The following is a 22,472-nucleotide window of genomic DNA, read 5'->3' as shown; positions in this document are numbered from 1 at the left end:
GTTGTTTTGTAAAGATAGAATGGTCAGGACGGCTGGCCGAAGGCCGAGCTATATGCCAAATGATATGAAATTAGATGAATTGAGATGCCGGACATTCCATGGATACGCCTAACGCCCTGACTGTCGAAGATGTGGCCGAGCGGCTGCACGTCAGCCGGAGCGGCATTTATGCTCTGATCAAGGCAGGCGGGATCGGCTTCTACAAGGTCGGCCGTAAGATCCGCTTCACCGAGGCGAACGTGCGCGACTATATCGAGCGCTCCGGCAGGGCCGCGCGCGCGCCCGAGCTGGCAGGCCGCCCGGCATTCGACGAGAACCGGTATTTTGACCTGAAGGCGGAGCGTCGGGCCGGGGACGGCTTCATCATCTGCGGCCAGGACCTCATCCTCGACATCCTGTCCAACTTCATGCGCATGCACGGCGTCATGGCGCTCAGGGCCTATATCGGCAGCTACGACAGCCTCGTCTCGCTCTATTACGGCAAGGTCTCCGTCGCGAGCGCACATCTGTGGGACAGCGCCGGCGACGACTACAACGTGCCCTATGTCCGTGCCTTACTGCCTGGCGTGCGCTGCGCGGTGGTCAACGTCACCTACCGCATGCAGGGCCTCTACGTCGCCAAAGGCAACCCGAAGGCCATCCGAACATGGCAGGACTTCGCCCGCGACGACATCACCATGATCAACCGCGAGAAGGGGGCGGGATCGCGGGTGCTGCTCGACGAGAACCTGAAGCTCCTCGATCTCTACGCCAGCCGGATTAAGGGCTACGATAGCGAGAACCAATCCCATCTCGCCGTGGCGAGCGCAGTGGGCCGTGGCGACGCCGACGTGGCGGTGGGGATGGAAAAGGTCGCCCGCCAAGTAGATAATGTGGACTTCGTCCCACTGAAGAGGGAACGCTACGACCTTGTGGTCCGTAAAGAGCATCTCGACACACCGGAGGTCGCGACGATGCTCAAGATCCTGCGCTCGGAGCGGTTCCAGAACGAGTTCAAGAGCATCGGCGGATATGACATCACCGACATCGGGAAGATCGTGGCTGAGACGTGAGGCCGAATCTACTGCCGTCGCTGAAGCGCCCGAATGCCAAGTCCACGAGCGAACTTCCCGCCGCCTCCCACCGAGCCGAACGCCTCAGCCGAACCGGCCGGTGATATAGGAGCGCGTGCGCTCCTCGGTTGGGTTGGTGAAGATCAGGCTGGCCACGTCGTATTCCACCATGTGGCCGAGATGCATGAAGGCGGTGAAATCCGAGATGCGCGCCGCCTGCTGCATGTTGTGGGTGACGATCACGATGGTGTAGGCGCCCCGCAACTCGTCCATCAGTTCCTCGATCTTCGCCGTGGCGATGGGGTCGAGGGCCGAAGTGGGTTCGTCGAGCAGGATGAGCTCCGGATCTGGGGCGAGGGTGCGGGCGATGCACAGGCGCTGCTGCTGGCCGCCCGACAATCCATAGGCGGATTCCTGGAGGCGGTCCTTCACCTCGTCCCATAGGGCGGCTTGGCGTAGCGCGGCTTCCACGCGCCCATCCACTTCGGAGCGATTCCGGATGCCCCGGATGTGGAGGCCGGATGCCACATTCTCATAGACCGATTTCGGAAACGGGTTGGGCTTCTGGAACACCATGCCGATGCGCAAACGCGCGAGCATTGGATCTACTTCCGGCGCCACGATGTTGATCCCCTCCGGATAGAGGATGATCTCGCCCTGATACCGGTTGCCCGGATATAGGTCATGCATGCGGTTGAAGCAGCGCAGGAGCGTGGACTTTCCACATCCCGACGGCCCAATGAGGGCGGTGACCTTACCCTCGACGATCGGAAGCTCCACCCCCTTGAGCGCCTGGTTGTCGCCGTAGAAGAAATTGAGGTTGCGAACAGAAGCGCGCAGGGGGGCGGGCTCCTTGCTGGCCACGGCGTCCAATGCTGGGGTCACGGCGGTCATCTCGTTCTCCGAAAGGCCGGGCTGCAGCATCAGCGCATGCTCCGGCGGATCTTGTAGCGCAGCCAGATGGCGATCGCATTCATCAGCAGCGTCATAAGCAGCAGAATGAGACCGGTTGCTGCTGCGTTCACGTGGAACGCCGCCTGGGGACGTGAAACCCAGTTGAACATCTGGATCGGCATCACCGTGAACGGCGAGTTGAGCCAGTTGAAATTGATGAACGGAAAGGTGTCCTGGACCGGTGAAGGCGGCAGGAAGGCGATGAAGGTGAGCGCGCCGATGGTGATGATGGGCGCGGTCTCGCCGATGGCCCGTGACATACCGACGATGGCACCCGTGAGGATGCCGGGACGCGCGGTGGGCAGGATGTAGCCGCTCACCGTCTGCCATTTGTCGGCGCCAAGCGCATAGGCGCCCTCGCGGATCTCGAGCGGGATGGAGCGCACCGCCTCGCGTGTGGCGACTATGATGATGGGCAGGATGAGAAGCGCCAGCGTGATGCCCGCAACTAGAATCGTCTGGCCCATGGCCAAGCTCTGCACGAACAGGCCGAGGGCGAGCAGCCCATAGATGATGGAGGGCACGCCCGCGAGATTGGTCACATTGATTTCGATGAGATGGGTGATCCAGTTCCGCGGCGCATATTCCTCAAGATAGAGGCCTGCTGCGACGCCGAGCGGCACCGCCAGCGCCGTCGTCACCAGCATCACCAGCGTGGTGCCGACCCAGGCGGACAGAATGCCGGCCTCCGAAGCGCGTCGGGAGGGGAAGCTCGTCAGGAAATCAAGATCAATGCGGCCAAGCCCGTCCACCATGAAGTCCACGATGAGCGACAGCAGAACGATCATGGAAATGACGAGCACGCTGAGGCCCAGGATCGCGAAATTGCGGTCGGACCGATGCGCCCGAGCGACGATTTCCGCGTCGGAGAGGCGGCGGGAGGGTTGAGCGGCGAGCGGCTTCACGGCCATCCCCTCAATAGACTTCACGGTATTTCTGGCGGAGCCAGAAGGCGAGAATGTTGAAGGCGAAAGTCATGAGGAACAGCGTCATGCCCGCCGCGAAGATGGTGAGATAAGCGATGGAGCCATGTGGCACGTCGCCGAGGCTGATCTGGACGATATAGGAGGTGATCGTGGCTGCGCCCTCCAGAGGGTTCAGGGCGAGCTTCGCCTGCTGGCCCGCAGCAATGGCCACCACCATGGTCTCGCCCACCGCCCGCGACATGCCGAGGATGTAGGCCGCCGTCACCCCGGAGAAGGCGCCGGGGATCACCACCCGCGTCGCCGTCTGGAGCCGCGTGAAGCCCAGCGCATAGGCCCCCTCCCTCAGTTCCGCAGGGACCGCGCGCATGGCGTCCTCGCTCACGGAAACGATGTAGGGCAGGATCATGATGCCCATGACGATGCCCGGCACGAGCAGGTTGAAGCCCGCCAGCCCGGGAATGAAGATCTGGAAGATGGGCGTGAGGAACAAAAGAGCGAAATAGCCGAATGCCACAGTGGGCACGCCTGCGATAAGCTCCAGAAACGGCTTGATGGTCTCGCGCACCTGTGGCCGCGCGAACTCCGACAGATAGATTGCGAGCACGGTACCGGCTGGAATCGCGACGAGCAGGGCGATGAGCGAACTCACCAAAGTACCGGATACCAGAGTCATGATGCCGAAGTGCTTGTCCTGAAACACCGGCGTCCATTGTGTGTCGGTCAGGAAGGAGATGATCGACACCTGTGCGAAGAATTTCAGGCTTTCGGACAGGAGGACGTAGACGATGCCCGCCGTGACCAGGACAGAGAGTGCGGCACTGAGAAACAGGACAACGCGCATGATGCGGTCCACCACCCGGCGTCGCGCCAGGAAGACCGGAGAAACCGTCAGGCGCAACCGGCCTGTTCTTGAGTCTGGAGACACCGGTGCGACCACGTCCAACCCTCACCTGAATGGAGGGAGGCGCCGGAGCACCTCCCTCAGGTCCCTCAAGATCACCTGTCAGTAGACGAGCTTTTCCTTGACGAGATCCTCGACGGAGACGCCGACCTTGGACCCGGTGAAGCCGGTGCCGATCTCACGCTTCTTGAAGCGCTCCTGGAACACCTTCAGGGCGGCCTCGGGCAGCGGCACATAGCCGACTTCCTTGACCAGCTCGACCGCGTGCTTCGGGTCCTGGTAGAACTCAACGAACTTCGCCACCTCCGGACGGGTTTCGGCCGCCTTCTTGTTCACGTAGATGAAGATCGGCCGCGACAGAGGCTGGTACTTGCCGGTGCGGGCGTTCTCGACCGACGGCTCCACGGCGGGCGCGGCGTCATCGACCTTGATCTTCACCGCCTTCAGCTTGCCGGTGTTCTCTTCATAGTAAGCAAGGCCGAAAAAGCCGAGGGCGTTGGGATCGCCCGCCACGCCCTGGACCAGCACGTTGTCATCCTCCGATGCGGTGAAGTCGCCGCGGCTGGAATGCTCCTTGCCGACGATGGCGGCGGTGAAATAGTCGTAAGTGCCTGAGTCGACGCCCGCGCCGTAGAGCACCAGCGGCCGATCCGGGTAGCTGTCGCGGACCTGCTTCCAGTTGGTGATCTTGCCCTGGGCCTCGGGCTCCCAGATCTTCTTCAGATCCGCAACCGTCATCTCGCTCGCCCAGGTGTTGGACGGGTGGACGATGACCGTGAGCGCATCAAGGGCGACCGGCAATTCGATATACTCGATGCCGGCTTCCTTGCAGGCCTTCTGCTCGGCGGAGGTGATGGGGCGCGAGGCGTCAGAGATGTCGATCTCTCCGCGGCAGAACTTCTTGAAGCCGCCGCCGGTACCGGAGATGCCGACCGTCACCTTGATATCCTTGTTCGCCTTCTGGAATTCCTCCGCCATGGCTTCGGTCACGGGGAATACCGTGGACGACCCGTCGACCTTGACCAGTGCCTGGGCAGCGGCGCCGTTGAAGGCCGCGCCGGTAGCGAGCAGCGCGAGGGCGCTCGCGAGAGTGATGATCTTCATGAGGATGCCGTCTCCCTGGACAGTGCCGCTAGGGCTTCTGATGCTCACCTAGCCTCACGGGCTCTAAGCATGTTATGTAACAAATTCATGACAATTTGTGTATATCGAGCGATATTCCTGAATCAACAGAGATTTTATCGAATATGACGCAACGTAGTTCTAGGCTATGGTTGGCTTTATTTCATGTAAATCATATGGACATCGTGGCAATTGTCCATGGTTGATTGCAATTTTTGAGAGGCTATCCGACTTCGATTGACGTATATTACTTATATAAAGTCCATATGAAGCGCCTATTATTCATTTCTCCTCCCGAACAAATTTGCCTCTCAACCTCGCGAGCATTCCGTCTCTACATTACATCATTTCCATTTGTATCGACATATCGATAATTTATACTATCGCTGCGATTGGCGCGACGTAAATGGCGTCACAAGAGTGACATGAAGGCCATATAGCGATCTGTCCACTCCTATCGACATAATGACTCGTATGGAGCTATCTGTTTCCAGCGATATGTCGCTAGGACCCAAGGGAGGCCAGCCGTGAATCGCATTCTTGTCTGGACAGCTGCGGCGACGCTCGCGGCCCTGTCGATGTTCGCGCCTCCGGCGCGCGCCGCGGAGGTGCGGGGTGCCGGCTCCACCTTCGCCTATCCGATCATCTGGAAATGGGCGGAGGCGTTTCGTGAGCGCACAGGCCACATCGTAGGATACCAGTCGGTGGGTTCGTCGGCCGGCGTCAACCGTATTAAGGACGGGGTGGTGGATTTCGGCGCGTCCGACAAGCCGCTGAAGCCGGAAGAACTGGAGAAATATGGCCTCGGCCAGTTCCCCATCGTGTTCGGTGGCGTCGTTCCGGTGTTCAACGTGGACGGCGTGGGGCCCGGCCAGCTCCGCTTCACCGGCGCCCTTCTCGCTGACATCTATCTCGGCAAGGTCACGACCTGGTCCGATCCCGCCATCAGGGCCCTCAATCCCGACGTCAAGCTGCCCAACGCGAAGATCGTGGTGGTGCACCGTTCCGATGGATCTGGAACCACGTTCAACTGGGTGTCCTACCTTGCCAAGGCGAGCCCGGAGTGGAAGCAGCAGGTCGGCGAAGGCAGCGCAGTCGCCTGGCCGGTGGGGTATGGCGCGCGCGGTAACGAAGGGGTCGACCGAGGTCAAGCGGGTCCCGAATGCCATCGGCTATGTCGAATACACCTATGTGGTGCAGGTGAAGCTGGCCTATGGCCTCGTCCAGAACCGTGCTGGCAAGTTCATCGCACCCAGCGCGGCGGCGTTCCAGGCGGCGGCGCTGAGCTTCGATTGGGCCGGCGCCAAGGACTTTTTCGTCGTCATCACCGATTCCCCCGCCGAGGATGCCTATCCTATTGCGGCGACCACCTTCGCTCTCATGTACCGCGAGCCGAAGGTGCCGGCGAACAGCCAAGCCGCCTTCGAGTTCTGGCGTTTCGCCCTGGGCGAGGGCGAGAAATTTGCGTCCGAGCTCGGCTATGTTCCCTTGCCGCCGGCTCTGGTCCAGCAGGTCAAGGACTATTGGGCCAGGACCTTCAAGGGCGGCGCCTGAGGCACTTGGGCTGACGCGTGAGCAGCATTCGAACGGTGAGACAAGATGGACGAGACGAAGCTGAATGGGGAAGACGCCACGCGGATCTTCGATGCGCTGTCCCAAGGCACGCGCTTCGAGACTTATCGTCTTCTGCTGCGCTATGTGCCCTATGGCCTTCAGGCGGGCGACATCGCCCGCCTGCTGGCGGTAGCGCACAATACCATGTCGGTGCACCTCGGCGTGCTGGAGCGTGCCGGCCTTGTCACGTCGCGGCGCGAGGGACGGTCCATCATCTATGCCGTCAGCTTGTCCACAGCGGGCCCTGTGCTGAGCCAACTGATGGCGGAGATGGGTTTTGCCGTCTCCCCCGGTGCGGGACCGGCCCCGCGGCCTTTCCACAGCTGCGTCCTGCCGCTGGGAATGATCGCGTCTACAATGTTCTGCTGGTCTGCTCGGCCAACTCGGCACGGTCGCTGATCGCGGAGGCGTTGCTCAACCGCGAGGGGCGAGGCCGCTTCAAGGCCTACTCGGCCGGCAGTCGGCCGAAGCTCAAGCCGCACTCGATGGCTATCGATCTGCTCGACTCGCTCGGCTACGACACGACGAACCTCGCCTCCAAGAGCTGGGATGGGTTCGCCAGGCCGGATGCGCCCCAGATGGATTTCGTCATCACTACCTGCGACGCCGCAGCTGGGGAAATCTGCCCTGCCTTCCCCGGTCATCCGCTACAGGCCCATTGGGGTCTGCCCGACCCGATCCGGGTGAAGGGAACCGAAGCTGAGCAGAAGGCTGCCTTCGTTGCCACCTACCGTCGGCTCGCCGGGCGTATCTCCGCCTTCGTCAACCTGCCATTGAGCAGCTCGATCTTGCTTCGCTCAAGGAGCGCATCGGCGAGATCGGGAAATGGAGGGAGCGACGGACCTCACACTCTCGGGACAGGCCGCGTGAACTGTCGTCGTCCTGAAACAGACCGCGCCCACGCTCTCGCCGCAATCGGCCGCAGCTGGCGGCCTTGGGAGATCCCGCACCGTGTCCGTGTTTGAACGCTATCTCACTCTCTGGGTGTTCCTGTGCATCATCGCCGGCGTCGCGCTTGGCGCGCTGGCGCCGTCCGTGTTCCAGACCATCGGGGCGCTGGAAGTGGCGCGGGTCAACCTGCCGGTAGCCATCCTCATATGGCTGATGATCGTGCCCATGCTGGTCAAGATCGACTTTGCCGCGCTCAAGGAGGTCGGCCGGCACTGGCGCGGAATCTCGGTGACGCTGCTGGTGAACTGGGCGGTGAAGCCGTTCTCCATGGCGTTCCTCGGCTGGCTGTTCATCGGCTATCTGTTCCGACCCTACCTGCCAGCCGACCAGATCGATAGCTATATCGCCGGCCTCATCCTTCTGGCGGCGGCGCCCTGCACGGCCATGGTGTTCGTCTGGTCAAATCTCACCAAGGGTGAGCCCCACTTTACCTTGTCCCAGGTGGCGCTGAACGACGCCATCATGATCGTCGCCTTCGCGCCCGTCGTGGGGCTGTTGCTCGGGCTCTCCTCCATCACCGTGCCGTGGGACACACTCTTCCTGTCGGTGATGCTCTACATCGTCGTCCCGGTGATCGCGGCGCAGCTCCTCCGCGGGCGCATCCTGGCGACCGGTGGACAGGCCGGGCTCGATCGCCTGCTCGGCGTGCTCCAGCCGCTCTCCCTGGTGGCGCTGCTCGCCACCCTGGTGCTGCTGTTCGCCTTCCAGGGCGAGCAGATCCTCGCCCAGCCGCTGGTGATTGCGCTGCTGGCCGTGCCGATCTTGATCCAGGTCTATTTCAACTCGGGCCTTGCCTATCTCCTGAACCGGCTGTCCGGCGAAGCCCACTGCGTGGCCGGCCCCTCTGCCCTCATTGGGGCCTCCAATTTCTTCGAGCTGGCGGTGGCTGCCGCCATCAGCCTGTTCGGATTCAAGTCGGGTGCGGCTCTCGCCACCGTGGTGGGTGTGCTCATCGAGGTTCCGGTGATGCTCTCGGTGGTGTGGATCGTGAACCATACCAAGGACTGGTACGAAGCCGGCGGCGTGAGGGTGACGGACGCCGGCGACCGCACCAAAGCCTGAGATCATCGCGGCAACGCCGCACCTTTTCAAAGTTTGCGAGGATGACGGTGCCATGAGAGTAGGGATCAACGGCCTCGGCCGCATTGGACGGCTTTCGCTTCGCGCGGCCATGGGGGCGGCCTACCGCCCGGACAATGATCCGCGCGGCAACAACCGGCTCGAGATCGTTCATCTCAACGAGATCAAGGGTGGGGCGGAAGCCATCGCCCATCTCCTCGAATTCGACAGCGTACAGGGGCGCTGGCGTGCGCCCATCGCAGCCGAGGGCGCGGATAGTGTGCGCATCGGCGAGAAGAGCTTGTCTTTCTCCTCTCACGCGACGCCGGGCGATATCCCCTGGGGCGATCTCGGCGTGGACCTCGTACTGGAGTCCACCGGCAAGTTTCTCACCCCCGCCGTGCTCGAAGGTCACCTGAAGCGCGGCGCCAAGCGCGTAATCGTCGCCGCGCCGGTGAAAGACCCGTCCGTGCTGAACGTTGTGGTGGGGGTGAACGAGCAGCTCTACGACCGAGAGACGCATCCCATCGTCACCGCTGCCTCCTGCACCACCAACTGCCTCGCCCCGGTGGTGAAGGTGGTGCACGAGGCCATCGGCATCCGCCACGGCCAGATCACCACCATCCACGATCCCACCAACACCAACGTGGTGGTGGACGCGCCCCACAAGGACCTGCGCCGCGCCCGCTCGGCCATGCTCTCGCTGCAGCCTACTACCACCGGCAGCGCCACCGCCATCGCCCTCATCTATCCCGAGCTGAAGGGCAAGCTGAACGGCCATGCGGTGCGCGCCCCGGTGCTCAACGCCTCGCTCACCGACTGCGTGTTCGAGCTCAACCGCGAGACCACGGCGGACGAGGTGAACGCGTTGTTCGCCAAGGCCGCCGCGGGTGCGCTCAACGGTATCCTCGGCTTCGAGCCGCGCCCTTTGGTGTCGGCGGACTACGCCCGCGACACCCGCTCCGCAATCGTTGATGGGCCGTCCACCCTCGTCACCGACGGCACCTTGCTCAAGGTCTATGCCTGGTACGATAACGAGATGGGCTATGCCTGCCGCATGGTGGACCTTGCCTGCCACCTCGAACGCGTGGGGCTGTGAGATGGCGGCGTCATCCTCCGCGGGCCTGCGCAACTACGCCATCGTCACCGCGGCCTATTGGGGCTTCACGCTGACCGACGGCGCCTTGCGCATGCTGGTGCTGTTCACCTTCTTCAAGCTCGGCTACTCGCCCTTCACCCTCGCCTTCCTGTTCTTGCTCTACGAGGCGGCGGGCATCGGGGCGAACTTCATCGGCGGCTGGCTCGCCGCCCGCTTCGGCATCACCCGTATGCTGACAGTCGGGCTCACGACCCAGATCGCCGGCTTCCTGCTGCTCTCCGCCATGTCGCCCACCTGGGAAACGGCCGTTCTTGTTGCCTGGGTGGTGGCGGCGCAGGGCGTGTGCGGCGTGGCGAAGGACCTCACCAAGACCGCCTCCAAGTCCGCCATCAAGGTGACGGAGGCCGAGGCCAAGGGTAACGCCGAGGGGCGCCTGTTTCGCTGGGTGGCGTGGTTCACCGGTTCCAAGAATGCCATGAAGGGCTTCGGCTTCTTTCTTGGCGGCGTGCTCCTGGAGGCGTTCGGCTTTCGCTTGTCGCTGTGGCTCATGGCTGCCGTGCTGGCGCTGGTGCTTCTCGGCGTGCTGCTGTCCCTGCCGCCTATGATGGGCAAGGCCAAGGCGAGTAGTTCGGCAAGAGAATTGTTCGGCAAGAGCCGGGGTGTGAACCTGCTCGCTGCTGCCCGCGTCGCCTTGTTCGGCGCGCGGGACGTGTGGTTCGTGGTGGGCGTGCCGGTCTTCCTCTATGGGATGGGCTGGACCTTTCCCATGGTGGGCGGCTTCCTCGCGCTGTGGACCATCGGCTACGGCATCGTGCAGGCATCCGCGCCCGCCGTGGTGAGCCGCAGCCCGGACGGCCTGTCCAAGGAAGTGCCAGCGGCGCGCTGGTGGGCGCTCGGCCTCGCTCTGGTGCCGGTGGCCATCGCCGTGCTCCTCGCCGTGACACCCCTGCGGCCGGACATCATCGTCGTGATCGGGCTCGCCATCTTCGGCGCCGCCTTCGCCGTGAACTCCTCCCTGCATTCCTACCTGATCCTGGCCTATGCCGGATCGGAGAAGGCAGCCGAGGACGTGGGTTTCTATTACGCCGCCAATGCAGCGGGGCGCTTCATCGGCACCCTCCTGTCCGGCCTGCTCTATCAGGTGGGTGGGATCTATGCCTGCCTCGGGGGGTCGGCCCTGATGCTCGCCGTCTGTTTTGGCACCACCCTCCTGCTGCCGCTTCATTCCCAGCCGATGGGAACGCCGGCACCGAGCAGATAAGGCTCCGGCTTCGAGTTCGCGTACCAGCATCGTCCGATTGAACTACACCGTCACTGGAGAGAAGAGATGACGCTACCGCGCTTTCTCGCACGCACCCTCTTGCTTGCCGCCATGTGCCTGGGGCCAAGCATCGCCCATGCCGACTTCAAGCTCGACCCACGCTTCACGGACGCGAATGGCGACATGGTCGCGGACGCGCCGACTGATCCTTCCAAGCAGATCGACCCGGACACGCTGATCTTCTCCTACACCCCCGTTGAGGATCCGGCCGTCTACGCCAAGGTGTGGCAGGAATTCACCGACCATCTCGCGAAGGTGACCGGCAAGAAGGTGCAGTTCTTCCCCGTGCAGTCCAACGCCGCCCAACTCGAAGCTATGCGCGCCGGGCGCCTGCATGTGGCCGGCTTCAACACCGGCTCCAATCCCATCGCCGTCGCCTGCTCCGGCTTCGTGCCGTTCGCCATGATGGCCTCGAAGGACGGTGCCTACGGCTACGAGATGGAGATCATCACCTATCCCGGCTCCGGCATCACCAAGGTCGAGGACATCAAGGGGAAGAAGATGGCCTTCACCTCGGAGACCTCCAATTCCGGCTACAAGGCGCCGTCCGCGCTGCTGCGCTCGCAGTTCGGCATGGAGGCGGGCAAGGATTACGAACCCGCCTTCTCCGGCAAGCACGACAATTCCATCATCGGCGTCGCCAACAAGGATTATCCGGCAGCGGCCGTCGCCAATTCGGTGATGAAGCGCATGATCGCCCGCGGCGTGATCAAACCCGAGCAGGTGGTGACGATCTACAAGTCGCAGACCTTCCCCACCACCGGCTATGGCTATGCCTACAATCTGAAGCCCGAGCTCGCCGCCAAGGTGAAAGAGGCGTTCTTCAGCTTCAATTGGGATGGCACTGCTCTCCTGAAGGAGTTCCAGTCGGCCGAGCCGCCGCAGGAGAAATTCATTCCCATCACCTTCAAGGAGACCTGGGCGGTGGTGCGCCAGGTCGATGACGCCATGGGCGTCAGCTACGCCTGCAAGTAAACTCTGGAGAGAGGGACTGTGGGATGCTGACCATCGCCGGTCTGTCCAAGCGCTACGCCAAGGGGGACAAGGCCCTCGATGATGTTTCGCTCAGCATCCCCGCCGGCCAGGTGGTGGGCCTGATCGGTCCGTCGGGGGCAGGCAAGTCCACCCTCATCCGCTGCATGAACCGGCTGGTGGAGCCCACGTCCGGCTCCATCCGCCTCGGCGACACCGAGATCACCCGCCTCGGAGGCATGGGCCTGCGGCGCGCGCGGCGGCGCATGGGCATGATCTTCCAGGAATATGCCCTGGTGGAGCGCCTCACGGTGATGGAGAACGTGCTCTCCGGCCGGCTCGGATACGTGGGCTTCTGGCGCGCCTTCCTGCGCCGGTTTCCCCAGGCCGACGTTGACCGGGCCTTCGCCGTGCTCGACCGCGTTGGCCTGATGGATCACGTGGACAAGAGGGCGGACGAGCTGTCCGGCGGCCAGCGCCAGCGCGTCGGCATCGCCCGCGCTCTGGTGCAGGAGCCGGACATCATGCTAGTGGACGAGCCCACCGCCAGCCTCGACCCCAAGACCTCGCGCCAGATCATGCGCCTCATCGTCGAGGTGTGCGCCGAGCGCCGGCTCGCCGCCATCGTCAACATCCACGACGTGGCGCTGGCGCAGATGTTCGTCCAGCGCATCATCGGCCTCAAGGCCGGGCGCACCGTGTTCGACGGCCCTCCGGAGGCACTCGACACCGATGTGCTCACCGCCATCTATGGCGAGGAGGACTGGTCGCGCACCATCCGCGAGGCGGAGGATGATGCGGTGGAAGAAGCCGCCGCCGAGGATGCGGTCCGTGTCCTGCGGGTCCAGGCCACGCCATCCGCCGTGGCGAGGACGCTGTGAGCGCTGTGTCCGTTCCGGCGCACCGCTGGCGGCCGCCGCCGCTCGTCGCCAATCCCTGGCTGCGCTATGCACTCATCGGCGGCGCGGCGCTCTATCTGGCGCTCGCCCTCGGCAGCGTCGAGGTCAACTGGGCACGCCTGTCGGACGGCTGGGCGCGCGGGTTGCGCTTCATCTCCGGCTTCCTGGAGCCGAACTTCTCCCGGCGCTGGGACGACATCATCCAGGGCATGATCGAGAGCCTGACCATGACGGTGACCTCCACCGTGGTGGGCATCGCCATCTCGGTTCCCATCGGCATCGGCGCCGCCCGCAACGTGGTGCCGCGCGGGGTCTATTTCGCTTGCCGGGCCATCATCGCCGTGTCGCGGTCCCTGCAGGAGATCATCGTCGCCATATTGCTGGTGGCCATGGTGGGCTTCGGGCCGTTCGCGGGCTTCCTCACCCTGTCGTTCGCCACCATCGGCTTCCTCTCCAAGCTGCTGGCCGAGGACATCGAGGACATCGACCCCGCCCCTGTGGAGGCGATCCGCGCCACCGGGGCGCCCTGGCCATCGCTGATCGCCTTTGGGGTGCTGCCGCAGGTGGCGCCGCGCCTCCTCGGGCTTTCGCTCTACCGGCTCGACATCAATTTCCGCGAATCCGCGGTGGTGGGCATCGTCGGCGCGGGCGGCATCGGTGCCACGCTCAACACCGCTATCGATCGTTACGAGTTCGACAGCGCCGCCGCCATCCTCATCCTCATCATCGCCATCGTGATGGCGAGCGAATATGTCTCCGGCCTCGTGCGCGGGCCGGTGAAATAATGCCGGTCATAGCCCTCCCCGAAGGCCGCCGGTCCTGGCAACGGCGCACTTCGCGCGGCCAGATCGCCGTGTGGTTCGGCTGGCTTCTCGCCGTGGCCTTCACCGTGTTCTGCTGGCGGGTGATGACGGAAGGCACCATCTGGGCCTTCGTCTGGGATGCCCCCACCCAGGCCGCCGACATCGGCGCGCGCATGGTCCCGCCGCGCTGGTCCTATTTCCCGGCACTGCTCAAGCCGCTTTGGGACACGCTCAACATTGCCACCCTCGGCACGCTCATCGCCATCGTGCTGTCGGTGCCGGTGGCCTTCCTCGCGGCACGCAACACCACGCCTAGCGCCGCCTTCGTGCGGCCGCTGGCGCTGTTCGTCATCGTCGCCTCGCGCTCCATTAATTCCATCATCTGGGCGCTGCTGCTGGTGGCGATCCTGGGTCCGGGCGTGCTGGCCGGCATCATCGCCATCGCGCTCAGGTCCATCGGCTTCATCGGCAAGCTGCTCTACGAGGCCATCGAGGAAATCGACGAGAGCCAGGTGGAGGCGATCCGCGCTACCGGCGCCTCGGGCGCCCAGACCCTCGCCTACGGGATCGTGCCGCAGATCATGCCCGCCTTCGCCGGCATCAGCGTGTTTCGCTGGGACATCAACATCCGCGAATCCACGGTGCTCGGCCTGGTTGGCGCGGGCGGGATAGGACTCAACCTGGAAAGCTCGCTCAATACGCTGGCGTGGCCGCAGGTGACGCTGATCCTCATGGTGATCCTCGCCACCGTGGTGGTGAGCGAATGGGTGTCCGCCAAGGTCCGCCACGCCATCATCTGATCTTCGGAGCCTGAACGATGACTGAGCATTCCCTTGTCACCATCTGGCACAATCCGGCCTGCGGCACATCGCGCAACACGCTCGCCCTGATCCGCAACGCCGGTATCGAGCCGACGATCGTCGAATATCTCAAGACCCCGCCCGCGCGGGAAGAGGTCGCCGCCGCCATCGCCGCGGCGGGCCTCACGGTGCGCGCCGCGACCCGCCAGAAGGGCACACCCTATGCCGAACTCGGCCTCGACGATCCCGCCCTCACCGACGACACTCTGCTCGATGCCATGATGGCCCACCCCATCCTCATTAACCGGCCGTTCGTCTTCACCCCGCTCGGGGCGCGGCTGTGCCGGCCGTCGGAAAGGGTCCTGGACATCCTGCCCGCGCCGCAGAAAGGGCCGTTTACGAAGGAGGATGGAGAGGTGGTGATCGATGCCGAGGGACGGCGCGTTTGCTGACGCGGGGAGCGCTTTCAAGTATGCCTTGATGATTGACACATTGATGATCGATGTATAGCCTTCCTGCATGTCTCGAACCTCTCCATCGGCCACCCCATCCGTTCCGCCGTCGCCCGCCCCGGTGCCGAAGCCCGGGCCCGATTTCCTGAGCCGTGCCTACTGGAACGGCACCATCAAGATGAGCCTGTCCAAATTCTTCATTCTGTGCGTGCTGCATCAGCGGCCCATGCACGGATACGACGTGGCAAGGGCAGTCGAGGCAACGACGAACGGCTGCTGTTCCCCTGCAGAGGGCACCATCTATCCGGTGCTGCGGGAGTTCGAGGAGGGCGGATACGTCACCGCTGCAAGCGAGGTGGTCTCGGGCCGCGAGCGCAAGGTCTACACCCTCACGGACAAGGGCCGCGCCGCCTTCAAGGTGGCGGTGGAGGCCTGGATGGACGTAACGCGCTGTCTGGTCGACGCGGAGAAGATGATCGCCGGCGCGCCGGACAAAGTCGGGAGCACTCCGGGATGCTGCCCCTGACCCGCATTCATTTGCCCTTAAGCATCGCTCGTCAATGGATCGACCATCGGAGTCTCCCGTCATGACCGGATCGCTACCCGTCGCTATCATCGGAGCCGGCCCCGTGGGGCTTGCCGCCGCGGCGCATCTGCTGGCCCGCGGCCTCGCGCCTCTCGTCTTCGAGCGCGGCGCCGGCGTCGGCACCTCGCTCAAGGCCTGGGGCCACGTGCGGGTGTTCTCGCCCTGGGGCTACAACATCGACGCGGCCGCCCGCACGCTGCTGGAGGAAACCGGCTGGAGCGCGCCGAACCCCAAGGCCCTGCCGCTCGGCGGGGAGATCGTGCGGCACTATCTCGAGCCGCTGGCGGCTCATCCCGCCCTTGCGCCCCACCTGCGGTTCGGGGCACAGGTGAGCGCCATCGCCCGCCACGGCCTCGACAAGATGTCATCCGAGGGGCGCGCGGACACGCCGTTCGCGATCTGCTGGCGCGACGCGAACGGCGCTGAGCACCGTTCGCTCGCCCGTGCCGTCATCGACGCCTCCGGCACCTGGAGCCAGCCCAACCCCATGGGCGCGGACGGCCTGCCGGTGCCCGGCGAGGAAGAGGCAGCCGCGCATGTCGCCTATGGCATTCCCGACGTGTCCGGCGCTGAGCGCGAGACCTATTCCGGCCGGCGCGTGCTGGTGGTGGGCTCCGGCCATTCGGCCATCAATGTGGTGCTCGATCTTCTCCGCCTGCAGGAGGCGGCGCCAACGACCCGCGTCACCTGGGCGCTTCGGCGCAACCGCATGGAGAAGCTGCTGGGCGGCGGCCTCAACGACGCGCTGCCCGCCCGCGGTGCCCTCGGCCTTGCGGCGACGCAGGCCATCGCCGCCGGCGGCTCGATGTCCTCGCGCCGTTCGCGGCGGAGCGGATTGTCGGCGGCGCGGCGGGGCTGGACGTGTCCGGCCGTCTCGGCACGGAGCCCTGGACCAGGACCGTGGACCGGATCGTGGTGGCCACCGGCTTTCGCCCCGACCTTGCCGTGCTGCGCGAGGTGCGCGTCGCCCTCGATCCCGCCGTCGAGGCACCGCCGGCCCTCGCGCCGCTGATCGACCCGAACCTGCATTCGTGCGGCACCGTCCCGCCCCATGGCGCGGCGGAGCTGGCCCACCCCGAGCCGGGCTTCTACATCGTCGGCTCCAAGTCCTACGGCCGCGCCCCCACCTTCCTGATGGCCACGGGCTATGAGCAGGTCCGCTCCATCGCGGCGGAGATCGCCGGCGATCACGACGCGGCGCGCAGTGTCCATCTGGTGCTGCCGGAGACCGGCGTCTGCAGCGCCGCACCGGTGACGGCAGGGGCATCCGGCTGTTGTGGTGGGCCTGCGCCTCGGGACGCCGATGCCTGCTGCGCGGACGATGCCCAGGCCAAGGCGGAAGGCAAGGACGGCTGCGGCTGCGATACCGCCGCGCCGCAGGCCGAGGCGCCACCCCGCCGCGGGACGGCCGCGTGACCAGCGGCCTGAGCGGCGAACTCGCGCAACCGGCGCCAGCGCGCCCGCTTTCCGGCCGCAGCCTGTTCATCACCGGCCTCGGCATTGGCCAGATCTGCTCCTGGGGATCGCTCTACTACAGCTTTCCCCTGATAGCGGAGGCCATGGAGCGCGACCTCGGCTGGTCGAAGCCGGATCTGTTCGGCGCCGCGACGCTCGGCCTCGCCCTCGGGGGCATGGCCGCCTTCCCCGTGGGCGCCGCCGTCGACAAAGGCCACGGCAGGTGGGTGATGGCGGCGGGAGCCGGCCTCGCCGGCCTCTGCCTCCTTGCCTGGTCGCAGGTGCAGCAGCTCTGGCTGTTCTATAGCCTGATGGCCGCCATCGGCGTCCTCCAGGCGGCAACCCTTTATGAGCCGGCGTTCGCGGTGGTGGCGCGCAGGACCGGAGCGGCCGGCGCCCGGGCCGGCATTACCGCGCTCACCCTATGGGGCGGATTTGCCTCCACGGTCTTCATTCCGCTGATCCAGATCCTGCTGGATCTGGCGGGCTGGCGTGGCGCACTGGTGGCGCTCGGCGCCGTGAACCTCGTGGTGTGCGCGCCGCTCTATGCCGCGGTGATCCGGCCCGCGGCCGACCACGCGGCATCGCCGGTCCACGCTCTTGCACTGTCGGGAGCGGGCACCCTGCGGCAGGTCATGGGGCGCGTTGCCCGCCGGCCCACCTTCTGGGCCCTGGCGGTGGCGTTCACCGCCTATGCCGCCACCTTCTCCGCCTTCACCTTCCACCTCTATCCCCTGCTGCTGGAGCGCGGCTTCACGGCGGGCAGCGTGGTGCTGGCCATGGCCATCATCGGCCCAACCCAGGTGGCGGGTCGGATCGCCGTCTCGGTGTTCGCGCCGCGCGCTCCGGTGCGACTCATCGGCAGCTGTGCCGTGCTAGCCTTTCCGGTCGCCATACTCGCCTTGGCGTGGCTGCCACCCAGCTTTGCCCTGGTGGCGGCCATCGTGGCGCTCTACGGCAGCGCCAACGGCATCATGACCATCGTGCGTGGGCTCGCCGTGCCGGAGATGCTGACCCGGCAGGCCTATGGCGCCGTGAACGGCGCGCTGGCGGCGCCCTCGATGCTCGCCCGCGCTTTGGCACCCGCCGGTGCCGCGCTCCTCTGGGCGCAATCCCAGTCTTACGGCGCGGTCCTCTCTGCCATGGCTGCGGGAGGCGTCCTGCTGGCGGGCGCCTTCTGGGCCGCAGCAGCCTTTTCGCGGAACGAGGACATGGAGCGCCACGAGAGGGCTCCTTCTATGCCGGACCGCCGCTAAGCCCCCGCCGCAACACACCCTTCCTGAAAAGAATTAAAGCGGAACAACGCATCCAACACCATCCGGCTTATCAGCGCTCGGCGGCTCACTGCATACGCGCTAAAGCTGCAGGAAACTGATGTGCTCCTCATTTCCCCTGCCAGTTACAAGTTTAGGTCTGGCGGGGTTTGGGTCCTCGTGGGACTGGTTGGCGAACGTCGACGATGGGAGGCCACCGAGGCTCATGTGAAGTCTGACGATATTGTAGTCGATTGCCCGAGCCTCGATGATCCGCCTCACCTCTACAAGTGAGGATGTTTGAAGCGTTCAGATCTTTACGAGCATCGCGGTCACGTACATCAGGCCCGCGCCGGTGGCGAGCCCCGTCATTGCGGCTGGCGTGAAGAACGAAACATGAGTCTCGCCGCTTCTGCGCACTAGTAGCGATCCGACTTCCGCAATCACCTGAAGGATAGCCCCGGCACCGACCGCCAGCGCTAGCGCCGACCACTGCGGCGCGTAGGCAAGGCTGCCGATCCACAGACCTGCGACGGCTGGTCCGCCCGCAAGCAGCGTCAACCCGGCGAAGGTCCAAAGTGGTGGGCGTACTTTCAGTATCGGCGCGGCAATGCCGATGCCTTCCGTGATGTTGTGCAACGTAAAGCCGAGCACCAGAAAAATACCGAGATCCGCCGCTCCGGAGGCGAAAGAAGCGCCGATGGCAAGGCCTTCGCCGAGATTGTGCAATCCTATCCCCAGCGCAATGAAGGTCGATAGGGCCAGCCCGGTCGGTGTGCCACGGCTGCGGCCGACAGCCATCAGCAAGAGGAAACTCCCCATAGTGGTGAGGATGACCATCACCGGTCCCTGGAACAAGGCGGCGGCCTCGCCGGCAAGTTCGAGCGCTTCAGCAACTGCATCAATCACGAGGAAAGCGAGAAGCCCCACCGTCAATGCGAGTAGGAAGTCCATGCCGTTGCGGCCAACGCCACGGAGAACTGGGTAGAACATGAGGCCGATAGCGACGGGAAGGATGCCGACAAAGACGCCAAGGGCAGCCTGGGATACGAAGCTCATCGAATCCACGGTCGGTGTCGCAACCGCGACGGGGATCTCACGCTTGAACGTGGCGCCGGTGTTGGTGAGGATTTTCACGCCGTGCGCCTCGCCGACCACCCAAGGGAACGGCAACTGAACCCAGGCGGTCGCGCCGCGGGCGATCGGACCCGGCGGTGTCTGCGTAAACTGCCAATAGGCGTCATCGACCTGGACCTGGGCGATCGTCATGGGTTGCGAGCCGCCGGCACGGACCAGTAGGCGAACTCCATCGGAACCTAGGATCGTCCGCTCGAAGGTCAGCTTCTCGACCGGCGGTGCGCCGTTGCGAAAGCTCGATAACGGATCGGTCCCAATCAACCACGCCATCGCGAGACCAAGCACGGTAAACGGGATAGCGATCCAGAACAACGAGGCTCGACCCGGACGCCCGACTGGAAGTGTTGTCGCAGCATTGGAAGGGGGCCGCCCAGCTTGGTTCATGATACGGTCTCCACGACATCGAACATGCCCACCCAACCGAGTTCGGTGAACTCCGACTGATGCGGGTGGAACATGTAGAGACCGGGCTCGTGCTCCGTGAAATGGAACTCAAGGATGCCGCGCTCGGCTTGGCATTGGGTGATGAGGTCGACGGTCTTCAGGGTCGGGGTCAAGGTCGTGCCTTGATTGAAGTATTCAAAGAAATTAGCATGCAAATGAAAAGAATTTATCGGATCGAACTCGATCACATTGATAAGGTAGACGCGAACCGGTTTGTCTCTAAGGATCTTGATGGGTTTTTTGCATAGGCATGGGCTACCGTATTGACAGCATAGACCTCGTTCTTGCCGTCGAAATTGGTATCGAATGCATTCATAACCATTACGAGTTCTTGCCACTCGGCATTCTCCGCCGTGCCGAGCAGGCGTGAGCGGGCAACTGCCTCATATTCGGGATGGCGAGTGGGATCCGGGTCGATGACGAAGGCTCCGTACATGCCCTTGTGAATATGCCGCTTCAGCGGCAGAGCGTGACAGTGATAGAGGTGACATCCGAAAGGCAGTGCATCAAACTCGTAGACAAACTCCTCGCCCGGAGCGACTAGCCCTGCGCCTGGAACGCCATCCATCCGCGCCGCATGGATGCCATGAAAATGCATCGAATGAGGATGCGAGCCGTAGTTTTTGAAGACGATCCTCAGCCGCTCACCTTCGGTCGCGCGCAGTGACGGGCCGGGCACCCGGCCATTATAGGTCCAGGCCAGAAACATGATGCCGGGGGCGATCTCGATCTCCTTGTCCTCGGCGGTGATCTCGAAGGTTCTTAGCGTCCGCCCATCCGGAAGCTGGGACACAGTGCCTCTATCCCAGTCGGTCAGAAGCTTGGTCGGATCGAAGCCATTACGAGCTTCGTCGACCTCGCCCACCGTGATCATCGCACCATGGGGTCCGCTGTGGGCTGAGGCCAGCTTTGCTTCAGCGCCGACAGTTCCTGCATGCGAAGCGTGTCCTGACTGCGCTAGAGCACCAGTCATACCTATCGCTGCGCCGCTGGCAGCCGCTAGCCCGCCTCCCAGCACCACGCGCCGGCTCAGCCGTTTACGTAACCAAGCTGGCACTTTGATCATATGCATCGCTTTCTGCAAATGCGAATTAGTCGCATATAAATAGCATAAGCTACAATTGGTGGCCATTGCCAATTGACGTCGAGAAGGGCTTCCTCCTCTCCGCAACATGGGCGCCAACTTCCGCCATATCGCAGAAGATCAGGCAATCGGGGCATGCCGAGTCTAGCCTTGAGGGGCGCGAGGTTGGCTGCCTCGATCAGGTCCGGAAATCCGACTGCCCTCACATAGGCAAGCCAACCGCTACGATGGCCACAGTTCGGATCGCGGGTCACGGTCATCTTGTGCGATGTCTCGGCCGCCCAGAGGCGCGATAGCACGAGCATAGAAGTCGCCTATGTGGCGCCGATCACCAACTCACGGTGTGCTGCGAAAAGCTCGGCTGTCACGGCGCTTCTCCTTTCGCTGGCTGTTTCCTCGCGTCCGGCTTCCGATCGAAGCTGCGCATGACGCTCCTCACCGAAAGAAGACGTATTTCGTGAGGGCGGCGATCACCAGCACCAAGACGAGGATGCCGATCAGGCCGGCAAGGCCCATGCCCCATCCCATGGATCCGATCATGTCGTGCATCATTGGAACCTCCTCTCATTTGGCGGCAGCCTTGAGGCCGGCTGGCCCCTGTTCGATTGCCCTCTCGTCGGCGGTGACGGTCCGCGGCAACCGCCAGCCTTTGATCAGTCCATAGACAGCGGGGATCACAGCGTCAGCACCGTCGACGAGACCATGCCGCCGATCATCGGCACCGCGATGCGCTGCATCACCTCCGAACCGGTGCCGGTGCTCCACAGGATTGGGACGAGGCCGGCCGTGATGGCGATGACCGTCATCATCTTCGGCCGCACCCGCTCGACGGCACCGAGCATGATCGCCTGGTGGAGGTCGATCCGAGTGAAAGGCCGCCCTTCCGCCTCCCGCTCGGCCTTCAGTTCCGCCATCGCCTGCTCGAGATAGATCAGCATGATGACGCCGGTCTCGGCGGCGACGCCGGCAAGCGCGATGAAGCCGACCGCCACGGCAACCGACATGTTGAAGCCAAGCCACCACATCAGCCAGATGCCGCCCACCAGTGCGAAGGGCAGCGACAGCATGACGATGAGCGTTTCCGTCAGGGCCCGGAAGTTGAGGTAGAGGAGCAGGAAAATGACCAGCAACGTCACCGGCACGACGATCTTCAGCCGCGCTTCGGCGCGCTGCAGATATTCGAACTGGCCGCTCCACGAGACGTAGGTGCCTTGCGGCAGCTTCACCTCGTTCGCCACCGCCGCTTGAGCCTCCGCGACATAGCCGCCAAGGTCGCGGCCGGCGATGTCGACGAAGACATAGACCGCGAGCTGGCCGTTCTCGGTACGGATCGAGGTCGCGCCGCGCGTGAGCTCGACCTTGGCGACTTCGCCGAGCGGCACCGTGCCGCCGCCCGGCAGCGGCACCTGCACGTCGCGGGCGATTGATTGCGGATCGCTCCGGAAGTCGCGCGGATAGCGGATGGTGACGCCATAGCGCTCGCGCCCCTCCACCGTGGTCGTCACCGTCTCGGCCCCGAGCGCGGTCGCGATCACGCTCTGGACGTCGCCGACGGCCAGGCCGTAGCGGCCGAGCGTTTCCCGGTCCG

General features: G+C 64.2%; 19 protein-coding genes and 4 pseudogenes. 15 read left to right on the top strand and 8 right to left on the bottom strand.

Features of this window, described 5'->3' with window-relative positions:
* Positions 1 to 98 precede the first annotated feature (98 nt).
* Positions 99 to 1,052 carry a substrate-binding domain-containing protein gene (locus AC2W7M_RS02315; protein WP_149577645.1) on the top strand — a complete coding sequence of 318 codons (954 nt, stop codon included), beginning with the start codon at positions 99 to 101 and terminating at the stop codon, positions 1,050 to 1,052.
* 84 nt (positions 1,053 to 1,136) lie between these two features.
* Here the strand turns inward: AC2W7M_RS02315 and pstB are convergent, their stop codons facing one another.
* The 4 genes from pstB to AC2W7M_RS02295 form a co-directional block, all read right to left on the bottom strand.
* On the bottom strand, positions 1,137 to 1,976 hold the full coding sequence (pstB, locus tag AC2W7M_RS02310; RefSeq protein ID WP_012115925.1) for a phosphate ABC transporter ATP-binding protein PstB: 840 nt from the start codon (positions 1,974 to 1,976) through the stop codon (positions 1,137 to 1,139).
* The gene (gene pstA, locus AC2W7M_RS02305) at positions 1,976 to 2,917 is read right to left on the bottom strand and encodes a phosphate ABC transporter permease PstA (RefSeq protein WP_309749466.1); all 942 of its coding nucleotides are present in this window, start codon (positions 2,915 to 2,917) and stop codon (positions 1,976 to 1,978) included. Before pstA ends, pstB begins: the two co-directional genes overlap by 1 nt.
* A 4-nt stretch (positions 2,918 to 2,921) precedes the next feature.
* A complete protein-coding gene (pstC, locus tag AC2W7M_RS02300) occupies positions 2,922 to 3,830 on the bottom strand; it encodes a phosphate ABC transporter permease subunit PstC (RefSeq protein ID WP_041575981.1) in 909 nt (302 codons plus the stop codon).
* A 105-nt stretch (positions 3,831 to 3,935) separates the two neighbouring features.
* Positions 3,936 to 4,937, bottom strand: coding sequence for a PstS family phosphate ABC transporter substrate-binding protein (locus tag AC2W7M_RS02295; RefSeq protein WP_012115928.1), 1,002 nt, complete (start codon positions 4,935 to 4,937; stop codon positions 3,936 to 3,938).
* Positions 4,938 to 5,482: 545 nt separating this feature from the next.
* Between AC2W7M_RS02295 and pstS the strand changes: the two are divergent.
* The 14 genes and pseudogenes from pstS (at position 5,483) to AC2W7M_RS02225 (ending at position 18,222) form a co-directional block, all read left to right on the top strand.
* A pseudogene (gene pstS, locus AC2W7M_RS02290) lies at positions 5,483 to 6,509 on the top strand (phosphate ABC transporter substrate-binding protein PstS).
* Positions 6,510 to 6,554: 45 nt separating this feature from the next.
* A complete protein-coding gene (locus tag AC2W7M_RS02285) occupies positions 6,555 to 6,968 on the top strand; it encodes an ArsR/SmtB family transcription factor (RefSeq protein ID WP_486129721.1) in 414 nt (137 codons plus the stop codon).
* A gap of 11 nt (positions 6,969 to 6,979) precedes the next feature.
* Entirely contained in the window at positions 6,980 to 7,534 is a 555-nt protein-coding gene (locus tag AC2W7M_RS02280) for an arsenate reductase ArsC (protein WP_486129719.1), read from the top strand.
* Complete coding sequence (arsB, locus tag AC2W7M_RS02275) at positions 7,521 to 8,582, top strand: ACR3 family arsenite efflux transporter (protein WP_149577647.1); 1,062 nt, start codon at positions 7,521 to 7,523, stop codon at positions 8,580 to 8,582. The genes AC2W7M_RS02280 and arsB overlap by 14 nt, the downstream gene beginning before the upstream one ends.
* A gap of 52 nt (positions 8,583 to 8,634) precedes the next feature.
* Positions 8,635 to 9,678 (top strand): ArsJ-associated glyceraldehyde-3-phosphate dehydrogenase, encoded by a 1,044-nt coding sequence (locus AC2W7M_RS02270; RefSeq protein WP_149577648.1) that lies wholly within the window; start codon positions 8,635 to 8,637, stop codon positions 9,676 to 9,678.
* Position 9,679: 1 nt separating this feature from the next.
* Positions 9,680 to 10,939, top strand: coding sequence for an organoarsenical effux MFS transporter ArsJ (gene arsJ, locus AC2W7M_RS02265; protein WP_149577649.1), 1,260 nt, complete (start codon positions 9,680 to 9,682; stop codon positions 10,937 to 10,939).
* 66 nt (positions 10,940 to 11,005) lie between these two features.
* Entirely contained in the window at positions 11,006 to 11,974 is a 969-nt protein-coding gene (gene phnD, locus AC2W7M_RS02260) for a phosphate/phosphite/phosphonate ABC transporter substrate-binding protein (protein WP_149577650.1), read from the top strand.
* A gap of 23 nt (positions 11,975 to 11,997) precedes the next feature.
* Positions 11,998 to 12,852 (top strand): phosphonate ABC transporter ATP-binding protein, encoded by an 855-nt coding sequence (gene phnC, locus AC2W7M_RS02255; protein WP_149577651.1) that lies wholly within the window; start codon positions 11,998 to 12,000, stop codon positions 12,850 to 12,852.
* On the top strand, positions 12,849 to 13,655 hold the full coding sequence (gene phnE / locus AC2W7M_RS02250) for a phosphonate ABC transporter, permease protein PhnE (RefSeq protein ID WP_149577652.1): 807 nt from the start codon (positions 12,849 to 12,851) through the stop codon (positions 13,653 to 13,655). Before phnC ends, phnE (AC2W7M_RS02250) begins: the two co-directional genes overlap by 4 nt.
* Positions 13,655 to 14,473 carry a phosphonate ABC transporter, permease protein PhnE gene (gene phnE / locus AC2W7M_RS02245; protein WP_012115937.1) on the top strand — a complete coding sequence of 273 codons (819 nt, stop codon included), beginning with the start codon at positions 13,655 to 13,657 and terminating at the stop codon, positions 14,471 to 14,473. The genes phnE (AC2W7M_RS02250) and phnE (AC2W7M_RS02245) overlap by 1 nt, the downstream gene beginning before the upstream one ends.
* Positions 14,474 to 14,490: 17 nt before the next feature.
* A complete protein-coding gene (arsC, locus tag AC2W7M_RS02240; protein WP_012115938.1) occupies positions 14,491 to 14,925 on the top strand; it encodes an arsenate reductase (glutaredoxin) in 435 nt (144 codons plus the stop codon).
* A gap of 121 nt (positions 14,926 to 15,046) precedes the next feature.
* Positions 15,047 to 15,451 (top strand): PadR family transcriptional regulator, encoded by a 405-nt coding sequence (locus AC2W7M_RS02235; RefSeq protein ID WP_041575984.1) that lies wholly within the window; start codon positions 15,047 to 15,049, stop codon positions 15,449 to 15,451.
* Positions 15,452 to 15,512: 61 nt separating this feature from the next.
* Positions 15,513 to 16,927 (top strand): annotated as a pseudogene (locus AC2W7M_RS02230) (FAD-dependent oxidoreductase).
* Complete coding sequence (locus AC2W7M_RS02225) at positions 16,924 to 18,222, top strand: MFS transporter (protein ID WP_149577654.1); 1,299 nt, start codon at positions 16,924 to 16,926, stop codon at positions 18,220 to 18,222. Before AC2W7M_RS02230 ends, AC2W7M_RS02225 begins: the two are co-directional and overlap by 4 nt.
* Before the next feature lie 306 nt (positions 18,223 to 18,528).
* Here AC2W7M_RS02225 and AC2W7M_RS02220 read toward each other — a convergent pair whose 3' ends face one another.
* The 4 genes and pseudogenes from AC2W7M_RS02220 to AC2W7M_RS02205 form a co-directional block, all read right to left on the bottom strand.
* Complete coding sequence (locus AC2W7M_RS02220; RefSeq protein ID WP_149577655.1) at positions 18,529 to 19,740, bottom strand: ZIP family metal transporter; 1,212 nt, start codon at positions 19,738 to 19,740, stop codon at positions 18,529 to 18,531.
* Positions 19,737 to 20,866 (bottom strand): annotated as a pseudogene (locus AC2W7M_RS02215) (multicopper oxidase domain-containing protein). The gene AC2W7M_RS02220 and the pseudogene AC2W7M_RS02215 overlap by 4 nt, the downstream one beginning before the upstream one ends.
* Before the next feature lie 453 nt (positions 20,867 to 21,319).
* Positions 21,320 to 21,436 carry an SHOCT domain-containing protein gene (locus tag AC2W7M_RS02210; protein ID WP_458575389.1) on the bottom strand — a complete coding sequence of 39 codons (117 nt, stop codon included), beginning with the start codon at positions 21,434 to 21,436 and terminating at the stop codon, positions 21,320 to 21,322.
* A gap of 12 nt (positions 21,437 to 21,448) precedes the next feature.
* Positions 21,449 to 22,472 (bottom strand): annotated as a pseudogene (locus tag AC2W7M_RS02205) (efflux RND transporter permease subunit); the annotation flags it as partial.

Source organism: Xanthobacter sp. BG11Y11_SDJG (genome assembly GCF_057364445.1).
The sequence above is the reverse complement of the archived record's forward strand: the minus strand, read 5'-3'. Positions and strand labels throughout refer to the sequence as shown.